This window comes from Pseudomonas sp. W15Feb34, assembly GCF_023127765.1.
In the GTDB taxonomy this organism is placed as follows: domain Bacteria; phylum Pseudomonadota; class Gammaproteobacteria; order Pseudomonadales; family Pseudomonadaceae; genus Aquipseudomonas; species Aquipseudomonas synxantha_A.
In genome coordinates, this window is sequence record NZ_SPKN01000053.1 from 143,411 (window position 1) to 158,171 (window position 14,761).

The 14,761-nt window shown below is 60.5% G+C and carries 15 protein-coding genes; 9 read left to right on the forward strand and 6 right to left on the reverse strand.

Annotated elements, in window-relative coordinates; translation table 11 throughout:
- The first annotated feature begins 126 nt into the window (after positions 1 to 126).
- Positions 127 to 489, forward strand: coding sequence for a response regulator (locus E4O97_RS26855; protein WP_078821353.1), 363 nt, complete (start codon positions 127 to 129; stop codon positions 487 to 489).
- 121 nt (positions 490 to 610) lie between these two features.
- Positions 611 to 2,011: a DUF1254 domain-containing protein gene (locus E4O97_RS26860; RefSeq protein WP_248162771.1), complete on the forward strand. Its 1,401-nt coding sequence runs from the start codon at positions 611 to 613 to the stop codon at positions 2,009 to 2,011.
- A 19-nt stretch (positions 2,012 to 2,030) separates the two neighbouring features.
- Here E4O97_RS26860 and E4O97_RS26865 read toward each other — a convergent pair whose 3' ends face one another.
- Complete coding sequence (locus tag E4O97_RS26865; RefSeq protein WP_005788271.1) at positions 2,031 to 2,702, reverse strand: DUF3313 domain-containing protein; 672 nt, start codon at positions 2,700 to 2,702, stop codon at positions 2,031 to 2,033.
- A gap of 105 nt (positions 2,703 to 2,807) precedes the next feature.
- Entirely contained in the window at positions 2,808 to 3,302 is a 495-nt protein-coding gene (locus E4O97_RS26870; RefSeq protein WP_032875395.1) for a hypothetical protein, read from the reverse strand.
- A 165-nt stretch (positions 3,303 to 3,467) separates the two neighbouring features.
- Here E4O97_RS26870 and E4O97_RS26875 point away from each other — a divergent pair, with 165 nt between their 5' ends.
- Positions 3,468 to 4,160: an aspartate/glutamate racemase family protein gene (locus E4O97_RS26875; protein ID WP_078821351.1), complete on the forward strand. Its 693-nt coding sequence runs from the start codon at positions 3,468 to 3,470 to the stop codon at positions 4,158 to 4,160.
- Here the strand turns inward: E4O97_RS26875 and E4O97_RS26880 are convergent.
- Entirely contained in the window at positions 4,157 to 4,669 is a 513-nt protein-coding gene (locus E4O97_RS26880) for a GNAT family N-acetyltransferase (protein WP_032875400.1), read from the reverse strand. The two genes, E4O97_RS26875 and E4O97_RS26880, sit on opposite strands and share 4 nt — an antisense overlap.
- A 227-nt stretch (positions 4,670 to 4,896) precedes the next feature.
- Here E4O97_RS26880 and E4O97_RS26885 point away from each other — a divergent pair, with 227 nt between their 5' ends.
- The 4 genes from E4O97_RS26885 (at position 4,897) to E4O97_RS26900 (ending at position 9,129) form a co-directional block, all read left to right on the forward strand.
- Entirely contained in the window at positions 4,897 to 5,868 is a 972-nt protein-coding gene (locus E4O97_RS26885; RefSeq protein WP_248162773.1) for a LuxR C-terminal-related transcriptional regulator, read from the forward strand.
- Positions 5,869 to 5,967: 99 nt separating this feature from the next.
- On the forward strand, positions 5,968 to 6,843 hold the full coding sequence (locus E4O97_RS26890) for a transporter (protein ID WP_223018330.1): 876 nt from the start codon (positions 5,968 to 5,970) through the stop codon (positions 6,841 to 6,843).
- 22 nt (positions 6,844 to 6,865) lie between these two features.
- Positions 6,866 to 8,020, forward strand: coding sequence for an MFS transporter (locus E4O97_RS26895; protein ID WP_248162775.1), 1,155 nt, complete (start codon positions 6,866 to 6,868; stop codon positions 8,018 to 8,020).
- Positions 8,017 to 9,129, forward strand: coding sequence for a class II histone deacetylase (locus E4O97_RS26900; protein WP_216091400.1), 1,113 nt, complete (start codon positions 8,017 to 8,019; stop codon positions 9,127 to 9,129). The genes E4O97_RS26895 and E4O97_RS26900 overlap by 4 nt, the downstream gene beginning before the upstream one ends.
- Here the strand turns inward: E4O97_RS26900 and E4O97_RS26905 are convergent.
- The gene (locus tag E4O97_RS26905) at positions 9,119 to 10,258 is read right to left on the reverse strand and encodes a glycerate kinase (RefSeq protein WP_032875415.1); all 1,140 of its coding nucleotides are present in this window, start codon (positions 10,256 to 10,258) and stop codon (positions 9,119 to 9,121) included. The genes E4O97_RS26900 and E4O97_RS26905 overlap by 11 nt on opposite strands.
- A gap of 100 nt (positions 10,259 to 10,358) precedes the next feature.
- Entirely contained in the window at positions 10,359 to 11,474 is a 1,116-nt protein-coding gene (locus E4O97_RS26910; RefSeq protein ID WP_078821344.1) for a sugar diacid recognition domain-containing protein, read from the reverse strand.
- Between the two features lie 160 nt (positions 11,475 to 11,634).
- Here E4O97_RS26910 and E4O97_RS26915 point away from each other — a divergent pair, with 160 nt between their 5' ends.
- Positions 11,635 to 12,945, forward strand: coding sequence for an MFS transporter (locus E4O97_RS26915; RefSeq protein WP_248132235.1), 1,311 nt, complete (start codon positions 11,635 to 11,637; stop codon positions 12,943 to 12,945).
- A 179-nt stretch (positions 12,946 to 13,124) separates the two neighbouring features.
- Positions 13,125 to 13,997 carry a hypothetical protein gene (locus tag E4O97_RS26920; RefSeq protein ID WP_032875424.1) on the forward strand — a complete coding sequence of 291 codons (873 nt, stop codon included), beginning with the start codon at positions 13,125 to 13,127 and terminating at the stop codon, positions 13,995 to 13,997.
- 24 nt (positions 13,998 to 14,021) lie between these two features.
- Here E4O97_RS26920 and E4O97_RS26925 read toward each other — a convergent pair whose 3' ends face one another.
- Entirely contained in the window at positions 14,022 to 14,726 is a 705-nt protein-coding gene (locus tag E4O97_RS26925; protein WP_216091405.1) for an SDR family oxidoreductase, read from the reverse strand.
- Positions 14,727 to 14,761 lie beyond the last annotated feature (35 nt).

The following is a 14,761-nucleotide window of genomic DNA, read 5'->3' on the forward strand; positions in this document are numbered from 1 at the left end:
GACATTTGCTCGCATACCCTTCACAATGCCCCACCGCAACGGAACTTGCCGAGATCGGCGCGACTCATTAGAGAATGGTCTTTCAAGCGTTGAAGACACGCCCTTTATTTTTCAGGAATCTCCCTTATGTCCGCTGAAGCATCCACCATCCTTGTAGTCGAAGACGATGCCATCGTGCGCATGCTGATCGTCGATGTACTCGAAGAGTTGGAGTTCAAGGTGCTTGAGGCCGCTGACGCCGAAGAGGCACTCTCTATGGTGCAGGACACTAGCCAGGTGATCGACCTGATGATGACCGACGTCGGCCTGCCAGACATGAATGGCAGGGAGCTGGCGACCAAGGTCCGCGAACTGCGCCCCACCCTGCCTATTCTATTTGCCAGTGGCTATGCCGAAAATATTGATGCGACGTCCGGCATGCAGGTGATCGCCAAGCCATTTTCCATCGACCAACTACGTGACAAAGTCAAATCAATGCTTCCAGCCTGACACCTCCTTTAGGATCTGTCCGCGTCGGCGAAGGGATTAACGTGACGTTCAGCCAATAAAACTGGAAACTCTGCGCCTTCACCTCACGCTCTTAGACAGAACTCAGGAAGGACGCAACAACATGATTGGAAAACCGACGCGCCTGCTGTTGGCGAGCCTCTCGATATTTATGAGTACCGGCGCCTGGGCTGACTTCACCGCCAGCCCGAGTGAAGCCCGGGCAATCGCCAAGGAAGCCTACCTGTACGGTTTCCCGGTGGTGCAAATGTACAAGACGCTCTACACCCAGGCCGTTGACAAGGGCGGCGCCCACTTCAAGGCGCCGTTCAACCATATCGGTAATACCGCGCAGGTACTGACCCCCAAGGACACCGCGCTCCCTAGCCCGAACGCGGACACACCCTACTCATTCGTGTGGATGGATCTGCGCAAAGAGCCTCTGGTACTGACCCTGCCCAGGATTGAAGACGAGCGCTACTACTCGGTGCAGTTGATCGACCTCTATTCCCAGAACATTGCTTATCTGGGCACCCGCAGCACCGGTAACAACGGCGGTCACTACATGATTGCCGGGCCTGACTGGAAAGGTCAGCAACCGGTGGACATCGACCGAGTGGTCTACAGCGAAAGCAACATCGCCTACGCCCTATACCGCACGCAGCTGTTCGATGACAAGGACATGGGCAAGGTCAAGCAAATCCAGAGCGGCTATAAAGTGCAGCCCCTGAGCAGCTATGTGAAGCAGCCTGCCCCGGCCAAGGTGCCGAAGATCGAATGGCCCAAGCCGACGGCGACCATGACCGAAGGCCCGCAACTGTTTCGCTACCTGAACTTCATGCTGGCCTTCGCCGCCCCACAGGACAGCGAAAAAGACCTGCTGGCGCGCTTTGCCAAAATCGGCATAGCGCCGGGTGCGCCGTTCAAGGTCAACCAATTGACAGCAGAACAGCGCAAGGCCCTGGAAGAAGGCATCGCCGATGGCCGGGCCGAATTTGCCGCGTTCAAAAAGGACAAACTCGACACTCATCAGGTTGCCCAGGCTGATCTGTTCGGTAGCCGCGACCGCCTGCAAAACAACTACCTGTATCGCTACGCCGGTGCCGAGTTAGGCATTTTCGGTCACTCCAGCGACGAAGCGGCTCACCTGACCTACGACGTCGACAGTGAGGGTAAGCCGGCCAACGGCGCACGCCACAGCTACACCGTGCATTTTGCCAAGGACCAGCTGCCACCGACCGATGCGTTCTGGTCGCTGACCCTGTACGACGCCAAGACAAAAATGCTGGTGCCTAACCACAAGAAACGCTATCTGATCAACTCGCGGATGTTATCGACCCTCCAGCGTGACGCCGACGGTGGCCTCACCCTGGCGCTGCAACACCACGAGCCACCGAAGGCCGAACAGAGCAATTGGCTGCCGGCCCCGCCCGGTCCGTTCTATGCGATCCTGCGTATTTACCTGCCCAAGCCCGAGGTGGGTAACGGTCAATGGAAGCTGCCCCCGTTGACACCGCTGAAATAGCACCTGGGCTTGCCGAGGCTCAATGTTTTTTGAGCTTCACGTAGGACTGATGCAGGTCCGACGCCCAGCCATCAATGACGACTTTCACGTCGTCGGCCTTGAGCACCTGTGAGTCATTGGCCAATGGCTTGCCGGTGCCTTTGCGTACCACCTGAGCCACCACTTTGTTCGTGCCTCCGTCGAGGAACTGCGCCTCAGTGCCCAGCGTGGTCTCCTGATCGCGGATGCCCGTGCCGGTGCTGACTGCTGCGGCCACCAGCGCCACGGGGATAAACTCATAGGGCTTGAGGCTTTCGGTCTTGCTGCTCACGGCGGTAATCGCCGCACGCACCACGATCACGCCTGGGCCTGGAGCATTGGCCAGGGGCAGTGACTTGGCCAGTTCACGCCTGAGCGCCTGGTTGTAATAGTCGCTGATGCCCCGCAGGGTGCTGTCCGGAATCTTTGCGGTGGCCTGGGGTTTGGGATAGAACTGGGTAGGCTCGATGTACGCCGCGGTGTAGCGGCTCAAGTCCAACTGCGGATCGACCCAGCGCATCACCTCTGCCCCGGAGGGCGACTTGGCTTCCTTGAGCTGGCTGTAATTGGAGAGAAACCCTGAATACTCATCTGGTTGCGGCACCTTGCTGGCACAGCCTGCCATGCCGAGCGAGGCGACGCACAGTGTGCTGATCATGAGCCTTAATTTCATTGTTGAACTCCCTGGCGACCATCATCGTAAGAATGAGTTTTAGGTATAGCCAATACTTGGGCAATGCACCTGATTAAATGCAGAGCCTGTTTTTTTCTGTGCCGATCATGCGCGTTCGCGCGGGATCAGGCTCTGTAGCTGAGTGGCCAGGAAGTTGGCGTCGAAACCGAAGGTGTCCGGGTCTTTCAGGCCGTTGGTTTTCTTCCACAGCCAGTCGTGCTTATCCACCGGCAGGACCAGCGACACACTGCCGTGGCGAGCGGCGGTGAGGCCCATCACCGATACTGAAATCAAACCACCGACGCCCATCACATCCGGCACGAACTCCACGCTTTTGCCAGTGATGTGCACACTGAGTTTTTCGCTCTTGAAGGGTGAACTCTCCACCGGCACGCTCGGGCTGCTGGCGGTGTAAGCCTCACGCTGAACCTCCAGCAAACCTACGGTTTTTACCGGCTCCAGCCACTGTTCAATCTGGCCGAACAGCTCGCCAAGCTTCTGCGCCCAACGTGCTGATTGCAGGTCGAACTGCTGTTGTTTGTGTGCTTCGCTATCGGCGTAATGACGAAGCATCTCGCCCAGTTGCTGTACATCGTCCATTGCGGATTTCCTTGGGTGAGCCAGGTTGCCAAGCCTGATCATGGCAGATGCAGAGCATTACCGTATGGGTTAAAAACTGCTCCGGTGATTTTGTCGGCAACTGCGTATGACGAACCCACCGTCGATGAGTAAGGTGGTGCCCTACCCCCTTGTCCGGAGCATTGCATGCGCACCATCGGCCTTATCGGCGGCATGAGTTGGGAATCCAGCGCCGAGTATTACCGCCTCATCAACCAGCGCGTACGTGACCAGCTTGGCCCTTTGCGTAGCGCGCAGATTTTGCTGTACAGCGTGGACTTCGGCCCGGTGGAGCAGGCCCAGCACGCCGGGCGCTGGGACGATACCGCGCTGATCCTGGAGGACGCCGCGCGCCGTTTGCAGGCAGGGGGCGCCGAGTGCGTGGTGCTGTGTACCAATACCATGCACCTGGTGGCGCCGCGTATTGAGGCGGCGGTGTCGATTCCATTCCTGCATATTGCCGACGCCACGGCGGCCGCAGCCCTTGAGGCCGGAACCTTGACGGTGGGTCTGCTCGGTACCGCGTTTACTATGGAACAGGACTTCCTCAAATCCCGCCTCGCCGCCCAGGGCCTGACCGTGCTGATACCGGACGCGGAGGAGCGCAAGCAAGTGCACCGAATCATTTATGAAGAGTTGTGCGTGGGAGTCATCAGCGACGCTTCGCGCCAGGTGTATCAGCGGGTGATCCGGGCGCTCGCCGCGCGCGGCGCCCAGGCGGTCATCCTCGGCTGCACGGAAATCTGCCTGTTGATCCAGCCCGAACACAGCGCCCTGCCGCTGCTGGATACCACCGCGCTGCATGCGCAGGCTGCGGTGGCGTTTGCTCTAGCGGATTAAGCCGACTTGCGCAGGCGCGCCATGCTCAGGGTGTCGACAAACGCACCGTCACGCAGGGCGTAATCGCGCAACCGGCCCTCCACTTCGAAGCCGAACTTGCGATACAGGTGATGCGCGGCTTCGTTGTCGGCATACACCGTCAGTTCCACGCGGTGCAGGTTCATCCAGTTGTCGGCGACGTCCAGCGCGGCGGTCAACAGCCGCGAGCCGACGCCCTTGCCCTGCCAGGCAGTCGCCACGCCCATGCCGAATGAACCGACATGGCTCTGACGCACGCGCAGGTACTGTTCCAGGCCCAGTTGGCCAACCACTTCACCGCCATGTACTGCCACCAGTTGCAAGCGCCGCTCGTTATCCATCACCAAACGCTTGCGCCAGGCTTCCACCGATTGGAAAGGCATTTGCAGCACCTGACGGCAGACCGCCGGTTCGTTGTAGAGCGCGGCGACGCCCTCAAGGTGGGCCTCGGTAAAGCGCTGGATCACGATATGGGGCTCAGGTGTGTGCATTGCGTTTCATCCTTTGAAAGACCAATGGCGGACCAGTGTAGGGGCAAAGTCAGCCGCCTGACGAGCCCGGCGTTTTCCCACACATCAACCAGCGCCATCCTGCATCTGAACGATGGCAGTCCAGCCGTGCAACATCGATACTCAACCCAGGCCCTGCCCCCTGAACCCAGGCCCCGGCCTTCACCCTGTGACGAGAACAACAAAAAAAGTCCCACAGAGGAATACCTATGAGTCGCCTTGATCCCAATGGCCTGTTGCAGGCCTTCAGTACCCTGGCCCTGGATCTGCAGCGCCTGGCCCAACATCAAGACATCGAACATTTCCAGCACCATGCTCTGGCACGGCTGAGCCAGTTGCTGGCATTTGACAGTGCCTGGTGGGGGCGCGCGGCGGTGATTGACGGTGTGCCGGAAGAGCACAACAGCTACCTGTACCATTTGCCACCACACTACCTGGCGGACTGGCAGTCGGTCCGCCATCTGGACGTGACCGTCGGCCGAGTGCATGCAACACCCGGCCAGGCCGTGATCATCGACATGCGCGACCCGGCCAATGGCAGCGCCTTGAATTGGCTGGGGCAGCGCCACGGCCTGGGCCAATTGCTGTGCGTGATCCATATCGACCCGCAAACCCACCTCAGCGACCACCTGACGCTATACCGCAAACCCGGTGCGCCCAGGTTCAACACCCATGACTGCCTGCTGCTCAATAATCTGATGTTGCATCTGGTGGCGGCAGTGTCCGCGAACCAGATCCGCACGCTGGTGGCCATGCGTGAAACCCTGACCAGCCCACGCAACCTCGCCTTGGCTGTATGCGACCCTCGAGGCGTATTGCAATGCGCCGAGCGCGGCTTTATCGACATTTTGCTCAGTGAGTGGCCGCGCTGGAGCGGCCCTACCCTGCCGGTACAACTGGATGAACGCGGCCATGCCGGCAAGCACATTCACATCCAGGTTTCGGCAGTGGGCGACCAGTTGCTGCTGGCGGCGCGCCTCAACCGTGCACTGCCCCAGTTGAGCCCGCGAGAGAACGACGTGGCCCAGGGGTTTGGCGAGGGCAAGACTTATAAGCAAGTGGCCCGCGACCTTGGCCTTTCACCCAATACGGTACGTCACCATCTGCGCGCCATTTACACCAAGCTGGGGGTCAACGACAAGGCGCGTATAGCGCACTTGGTGCACGCCCCACCCGACTGATCCTCGCCCTTTCAACTTAAGACTTTGCCACGCTCGTTTTCACGGTCGCGGGCAGCTGTTGCCCGTTTTTTGGCTGCCGCTTACAAGAGATGCCTTGCCATGATTCATTCACCTCTATGCAAGATCACAGTGCTGCTTGGCGGCACGCTGCTCAGCCTCGACAGCCAGGCTGCCGACCTTAACGCCCGGGACTTTTTTGGCGCACCGGCGGGCACCAGCCTGGGGGTGGTGTACCTGCCCGCCACCCGTGCCGGCGATTTCCATGGGCCCGCCGACAGCACCGGCAAGGCCGACCTCAAGGTCAACGCCCTGGCCTACCGCCAGGTGTATTTCACCGACGCCTGCGGCACGCTGTGTACGCCGCAGTTCATCCTGCCATTTGCCGACATTACGGCGCGCTTGCCCGGCACTGAGCAGCGCACCCGCGAGCGCGGCCTGGGCGATCCACAAGTGGGCGGCACGCTGTTTTTCATCAACGACCCGGCATCGCGCACCTACAGCGGCCTGTTGAGCCTGATCAGCGTGCCGCTAGGTGAGTACCACAGCCAGAACCCGGATGTGTCCCCGGGTGCCAACCGTTGGGGCGCCACCTTTGTCTACAACTACACCCAGGGCATCGGCGATAACTGGGTGCTGGAAGCTAACCTCGAAGCTCAGCTTTACGCCAAGAATGACGACTATTTTGGCAGCGAACTCAAGCAAGCCCCGCTGTACCGCCTGCAAGCCTTCGCGTCCTATGACTTCAGCGCCGCCACTTACGGGGCACTGCGCCTGATCCAGGCGGATGGTGGTGCGCTGCGCATCAACAATCGCCGTATCGACGATACCCACAAACGCTACACGCAACTGGGCCTGGAACTGGGGCATTGGCTCGACACCCAGAACCAACTGATGGTCAGCCTTTCGCAAAACGTCGCTGCCTCCAACGGCTATGCCGGGACCGAGGCATTGCTGCGTCTGGTCCATGTGTTCTGATCCCCATTCCTGGAGTTTGAAAATGCCTACTCAACCCGCTGCGGCAAAGGCACGGCTGGCGGCAATCGTGCTGTTTGCCGCCATCACCCCAACCATCCTGATGACCGCACCCGCCGTGGCCGCGCAGTTGGCCAGCGAATGGCAACTGAGCCCGGCACGCATCGGCGATTTGTTTTCCGTGGAGCTGGGCGCGATGAGCCTGGCGACCTTGCCTGCCTGGTGGTGGCTCAAGCGGGTTGACTGGCGCGCCGCGGCCCTGATTGCAGCGCTGCTATTTATCGTGGCCAATCTGTTGTCGATGCACGCCGAAACCTATGCAGCGTTACTGGCGCTGCGCTGTGCCAGCGCCCTGGCCGGCGGCTCATTGATGATCCTCTGCCTGGCCAGCGCCGCCACTACCGCCAATCCCAGCCGTGTCTACGGGCTGTGGGTGATGGGCCAATTAGTCGTCGGTGCACTCGGGCTGATCGTACTGCCGGGCTTGTTCGAGCGGTTTGGACTGAACGCCTGCTACCTGATCCTGGCGGGCTTGATGACCCTGTTGCTGCCTCTGGCCCGGGCGTTTCCCGCTGGCAATGCCACGGCACCGGCAAACCGCGGCCCTTCATTGCCTGGCTCACGCTGGAAAGCCGTGCTGGGGGTCGGCGCAGTCCTGGCCTTTTACATCAGCCTGGGCGGTGTCTGGACCTTTATCGGTGCCTTGGGCGCCCGTGTCGGGATTTCCCCACAACACAGTGGCGAGGTACTCGCCATCGCAACCGTAATGGGCATTGCCGGCGCCGCGAGCGCGTCGCTGATTGGCAGGCGACTGCCCCGAGCAATGCTGTTGCTCGGGGGTTATGCGCTGATGGCGACGGCTGTGCTGCTTTTGCTCGGCGAGCCAGCGCTGCTGCGTTTTGCCCTGGCGGCGCTGCTGTTCAAGTTCACCTGGACGTTCATCCTGCCGTTGGTGCTGGCCTGCCTGGCTGATCTTGATCACAGCGGCAAACTCATGAACGCCTCCAACCTGGTGATCGGCGGTGGCCTGGCCATCGGCCCGGCGATTGCCGGCCGCCTGATCGAGGCCAGCGGCGGGTTCACCCTCCTGCTGCTGGGCGCTGCCGTCATCACGTTGCTTTCCCTTGTGATGATCCTCACCAGCCGTCCCAACCACCTCACCGAACTGGAGCCGGTATGAACCGAACCACCGCATTTTTCTTCGATGAAATGAGCCTGTGGCACAGCGCAGGTGCGCACGCGCTGACATTACCCGTAGGCGGCTGGGTACAACCGCCGGCTGGCAGCGGTCATGCCGAATCCCCGGAGACCAAACGCCGCTTGAAAAGCTTGTTGGATGTGTCTGGATTGACGCGTCATCTGCACCTGCTTAGCGCACCGCCGGCCAGTGAAGCAGACCTGCTACGGGTGCACAGCAGCGCTTATCTGCAACGCTTCAAGGCCCTGAGCGATGCTGGCGGCGGCGAGCTCGGCCCGCAGGCGCCGATTGGGCCGGGCAGCTACGAGATCGCGAAACTGTCTGCGGGCTTGACCATCGCCGCCGTAGACACGGTGCTCAAGGGGCAGGCGCACAATGCCTATTCCCTGTCTCGGCCGCCTGGGCATCACTGCCTGGCAGACAGCGCCATGGGCTTCTGCTTTCTCGCCAATATTGCCATTGCCATCGAAGCGGCTAAGGTCCATAACGGGCTCGGCAAAGTCGCTGTGATCGACTGGGACGTGCACCACGGTAACGGCACGCAATCAATCTTCGAGGAGCGCGCCGATGTGTTGACGGTTTCACTGCACCAGGACGCTTGCTACCCACCGGGCTACAGCGGCGAACGGGATCGTGGCCGGGGTGCCGGCCTGGGCGCCAACATCAATATCCCGCTGCCGCCGGGCAGTGGTCACGCAACCTATGCGCATACGATGGAACGCATTGTGCTGCCCGCCCTGGAGCGTTTCGAGCCAGAGTTGATCATCATCGCCTGCGGCTATGACGCCAATGCCGTCGACCCACTGGCGCGCATGTTGCTGCACAGCGAATCGTTCCGGCTGATGACCCGCAGCCTGCGCGAGGCAGCCGAGCGTTTGTGCCAGGGCCGTCTGGTGCTGGTGCATGAAGGCGGTTACAGCGAAGCCTACGTACCGTTTTGCGGGTTGGCGACTCTGGAGGAATTAAGCGGCGTGCGCACCGCGGTGCAAGACCCAATGCTGGAGTTTGTGCAATTGCAGCAACCCGGTGCGGCGCTGCAAGCGTTTCAGGAGCAGTGGGTGGAGCGGTTGGCGCAGGGGGTCAGCGATTAGCAGCAAGGCGCCACACCCGCGCAATATCCGCGGCGCGCTCGCGCAACAGGCGTGGCGCCTCGCTGCAGGCTTGTTCCAGGCTCATTGGTCCCGACGGTAGGGCAAATGCTGCATCCACACCGTGGGCATACATCTGCTCGTAACCGTCGCCCAAGGTGCCTGCGATCACAATGACCGGTACGCCGTGCTGGCTGGCGATGCGCGCAACCCCGAACGGGGTCTTGCCGCGCAGGGTCTGAGCGTCGAAGCGGCCTTCGCCGGTGATGACCAGGTCGGCGCCGCGTACGGCGTCTTCGAGGCCGACCAGTTCGGCGACCACCTCCACGCCCGGACGAAATTGCGCACCGAGGAATGCCTTGGCGGCGAAGCCCAGACCACCGGCAGCACCACTGCCGGGTTCGTCGCGCACATCCTTGGGCAGCACCTGGGCGCAGTGGTGGGCGAAATGGTCAAGGGCGGCGTCCAGTTGTGCCACCTGCTCGGGACTCGCACCTTTCTGCGGGCCGAAAATCGCTGAGGCACCGTGAGGACCGCACAGGGGGTTATTGACGTCAGCAGCGATCTCAAAACGCACCTGCGCCAAACGCGGGTCGAGCGTTTCAAGGCTAATACGCGCCAGGCGCGCCAACGCCAGCCCACCTGGGGACAGCGGCTGACTTTCTGCGTCAAAAAGTTGCACACCCAGGGCCTGCATCGCACCAGCCCCGCCATCGTTGGTAGCACTGCCGCCAATCGCCAGGATAATACGCTGCGCCCCCGCATCCAGGGCGGCGCAGATCAACTCCCCGGTGCCATATGTTGTCGTCGAACACGCGTCGCGCTGGCCGGGCGCGACCAGTTGCAAACCACTGGCCTCGGCCATCTCGATAATTGCGGTATGGCTGTCGGCCAACCAGCCCCAACGCGCCTCGACTTCGTCTCCCAGTGGGCCTCGCACGGTTTGCCGGCGCAACTGGCCATTGCACGCGGCAAGTACCGCATCCACCGTGCCCTCACCGCCATCGGCCATCGGGCATTCGACCAACTGCGCATCCGGCCAGACCTGGGCCAACCCTTCGGCAATGGCCTGGGCCGTGCCTGCGGCACTGAGGCTGTCCTTGAACGAGTCGGGGGCGATGATGATCTTCATGATGGGCTTTCTCCGGTTTTTATAATGCCCATGCTGCCAGTTGGCCTGGGCAATGACGCCGGTCCGATGCACAAGTGCAGGTGGGGTTTGTTGGTCATTTCTACAAAGCCTGCGCCTCCAGAGGCTGAGGCAACAACTGCACGCCCAGGTATAAGGTAAGCATACCGTCGAGGGTCAGCGGGTCGACGCCGCTGAGTTCGGCAATACGCTCCATGCGGTAACGCAAGCTGTTGCGGTGGATGCCCAAGGCATCGGCACACGCCTGGCTTTGCCCGTCGTGCTCGCACCAACTGCGCAAGGTCGCCAGCAGTTGCCCATTGCTATCCTTGGCCAGCACCTTGCGCAATGGGTTGAGCAACTCGTCCAGCGCGTCGTCGTTGCGATGACGCCAGAGCATGACCGGCAGACGATAACGGGTGAGGGTCAATAGGCGTGTTTGCGGCAGGAGATCGCGGCCATAGGCAAGTAGATCACTGACCCTGCGGTAACAGCGGCGCAGCCCTGGCAAGCCATCCGCTTGCCCGCCAACCGCAACACGCAGGATATTCCAACCCAGGCCGTCGAGCTTTTCCAGCAAACGCGGATTATCGACCTGCATAGCGGCAGGCCGGCACCACAGCAGGGAGAACTGCGCAGGGCTGACGCACCAACTGTCGGGATAGCGGCTGGTAAGCCAGGCACTCAAGGCTTCTGCCGATTGGCCCGGGCCCAGTTCGAACAGGTATGGCGTGCGCGCCAGATGCGGTTTGAGGCCCAGTTGCCGGGCTTCGTCCACCAGGCGGGGGGAGTCGCCATTGTCGGCCAGCAGCAAGGCCAGCAAATCATCGCAACGCTGGCGTCGCCATTGCTGCTCAGCTTGCTGATGGCGGTGGCTGACCAACATTTCAGCCGTCATACGCACCAGTTCGGCATAGGTGCGCAGGCCATCGGGTTCGCCGGTAATGCCCAGCACGCCGATCAGCCGCTGATCGTGCATAAGCGGCAGGTTAATGCCCGGTTGCACGCCCTTGAGATGCTTGGCGGTCTGCCCGTCGATTTCCACCACCCGGCCATTGGCCAGGACCAACTGCGCCCCTTCGTGACGAGTATTGATACGCTCCGGCTCACCGCTGCCGAGGATCAGGCCCTGGCTGTCCATGACGTTGACGTTATACGGCAGGATTGCCATGGTGCGATCGACAATCTCCTGCGCCAAGTCATGATCCAACTCGAACATGGGGCTAATTTCCTGAAAAGACGGGTTGTTCACCGGCACAGCGCAAAGGCGGCTTCGCTGTGCGCCGGCACAAAGACAGTCGCCCATTACGTCGCCGAGACTGTTGGGGCGGTCAACGTTACCCTCGCGCCGCGAAAAATCATAATAAAGAGAGAATCCCATGCCACAGAGCGCCACTGCAGCACTGGCCAGCGATGACGATAAAAACGCCATCTACAAGCGCATCACCCTGCGCCTGATCCCCTTCATCTTTATCTGCTACCTGTTCAATTACCTCGACCGGGTAAACGTTGGCTTTGCCAAGCTGCAGATGCTCGATGCGTTGAAGTTCAGCGAAACCGTGTACGGCCTGGGCGCCGGGATTTTCTTTATCGGCTACGTGCTGTGCGGCGTGCCGAGCAACCTGGCACTCACCCGGTTCGGCCCACGGCGCTGGATCGCGTTGATGATGATCGTGTGGGGGACGCTGTCTACCTGCTTGCTGTTTGTGACCACGCCGACGCATTTCTACACCTTACGCCTGTTTACCGGTGCCGCTGAAGCCGGCTTCTTCCCCGGCGTGGTGCTGTACCTCTCGCAGTGGTTCCCGACCTTCCGCCGTGGGCGGATCATGGCGCTGTTCATGTCGGCAATCCCGGTGTCCGGCTTGCTCGGCAGCCCGTTCTCTGGGTGGATCCTCAACCACTTCGCAGCCGGCCAAGGTGGCCTGGCGGGCTGGCAGTGGATGTTCCTGCTGCAGGGCATCCCGACTGTGATCCTCGGCGCCCTCGCCTACTTTCTGCTCAGTGACAGCTTCGCCAATACCAAGTGGCTCAAGCCCCATGAGCGCGCAGTGTTGGAAGCCGACCAGGCCACGGACCTGGCGAACAAGCCCGCAACCACCAGCGATTCGCTGGCCGAAGTCTTCAAGAACCCGGCGATCTGGGCGTTCGGCCTGATCTACTTCTGCATCCAGAGCGGCGTGTATGCGATCAACTTCTGGCTGCCTTCGATCATCAAGAACCTGGGGTTCAGCGACAACCTGGTGATTGGCTGGCTCAGCGCGATCCCCTATTTGCTGGCGGCGGTGTTCATGCTGCTGGTGGGCCGCTCCGCTGACTTGCGCAAGGAACGCCGCTGGCACTTGGTAGTGCCGATGCTGATGGGCGCCATCGGCCTGGTGATTGCGGTTAACTTCGCCACCACCCCGGCCATCGCCATCCTTGGCTTGACCATCGCCACCATGGGTGCACTTACCGGCCTGCCAATGTTCTGGCCGGTGCCCACCGCCATGCTCAGTGCCGGTGCCGCAGCGGGTGGCTTGGCGTTGATCAACTCCATGGGGCAGATGGCGGGGTTTCTCAGCCCGTATATCGTCGGTTTTGTGAAAGATGCCACTGGTTCAACCGATGTGGCGTTGTACCTGCTGGCGGCGGTGATTGTGGGTGGGAGTATGTTGGCTTTGCGGATGACGCGTGCGCTCAAGGTTTAACCTCCATGGGACGGCGCAGATGCTCTTGGAAGGCGTGAGGGTGTTTGCGTCGGCACACGCTGCCTTGAATGGAATTAAAGGCTTGCTTTTTATACCTGTCACTTTTGACAGTATTCAAATTTTTGGATCGCATTTAGCCTTCACTGTGAATTCATTTCACTTCTTGAAGGGCTATCGAGATGATCAGTAAAACAGCACAGGGCACCCAAGGTAAGTTAACAGTCACAGTAGCAGGCGCGCACAACCTGACCTTCCAAGGTGACGCGGATAAAATGGATATGTACCAGGAGCCAAATGGAATATGGCATTTGGTGGCGACAAAACGTCTCTCTCCAGAGCCCAACCATTTTTATGGCATTGATATTTATCTTCCCGCTGAGCTACCGAGTGACGGGACCGAACACAGCTATAGCTTTGCCGATGGGCACGCCAGGTTGCTCTTTTCTGCGTATGAAAACTCGGGCATTTCTCCCTATTGGGCAACTGCTGGGGAGATAACAGTGTCATTCGACGGTGAACGGATGCAGGCGTCTTTCTCGGGTAAAGCGCAGTTTGGTAGCGATAAACAAATAACGCTGACAAAAGGTGATGTCGACCTGACAGGCGTGTCAATGGTTCACAGCGCCCAGTATCCGGCCAAGGGTGAACTGGACCTGACTTTCGAGGGTGGGCCGCTACCGGGTTCTTACTCGTTCAAAACCGACCTGCGGATTGATAGCTCCGACTTCGGGGGCCACCGCCCGGATCGCCGAATCTTCATGGGCGACTATTACGATGACGGCTTGCCGCGGACTCGGAATATTTTTGCCATCGTGGTCTATAACGACGCGAAGGGATTGATCCATGACCTGGCCGGCAATAATGACGTCCGCGTTCAGTTTCAACGACTCGACACTTATGGGACGGTGACAGCCCATGCTGGGGTGCTGAAACTGAACGAAGAAGTCACTGACGAGCATGGCTCGGGTGAGTTTGCCTGTTCCTTTCGAAGAAATGACGGGCCTGAGTTTACTGCCATAGGGACGTTTACACTGGACAAGGCCCGTCATTAACCAAAGGGCACCGGCGGTGGGCGGTTACAGCTGCCCGCCGCCGTCGATGTCGATGATGCTTCCCGTTATAAAGCTGTTCTCCATGGCCAGCACATACCCCGCCGCCACGTCTTCAGCCTGCCCTACCCGGCCAACCGGCAATGCCCCGCCTGCGTTGGCAAACATCGCCACGCGCTGCTCTTGCGCCAACCCGGCATAGGCCGGGGTGTCAATCACGCCCGGGCTGATGACATTGACTCGACGTGGCGCCAGTTCCTTGGCCAGTTGCTTGCCCAATGCTTCGGTCGCAGCGTTGATGCCGGTCTTGATGAACTGCCCCGGTGCCAGCTTGCGCCCCAACTGACCGGAAGTCAGGCTGATGCTGCCGTGTTCATTCAGGAACGGCAGCGCCTGTTGAATCGCACGCAGCGCGCCCCAGAGTTTCACATCGAAATTTTCCTGGGCTTCGTCAAGGTCGGTTTCGATCAGGGGCTTGGCCCGCACCGAAGGGCCCGAGGTGTAGACCAGGTGGTCAAAATGCCCCACCGTTTCGAACAATCGCTGCAACGACGCGCTATCGGTGACGTCCACCGGTTCGCTGCGTACGCCGTTCTCGATGCCGGAGGTCAAGCGACGCCCGGCCAGCACCACGTGCGCGCCGCGAGCGATGGCCGCCTGGGCCACTGCCGCGCCGATACCGCTGCTGCCGCCAATAACGATGACGGTTTTACCGCTCAGAGAAGAGACCATGTGAAAACTACCTGGATAAGAAAGTGAGCCTTCAT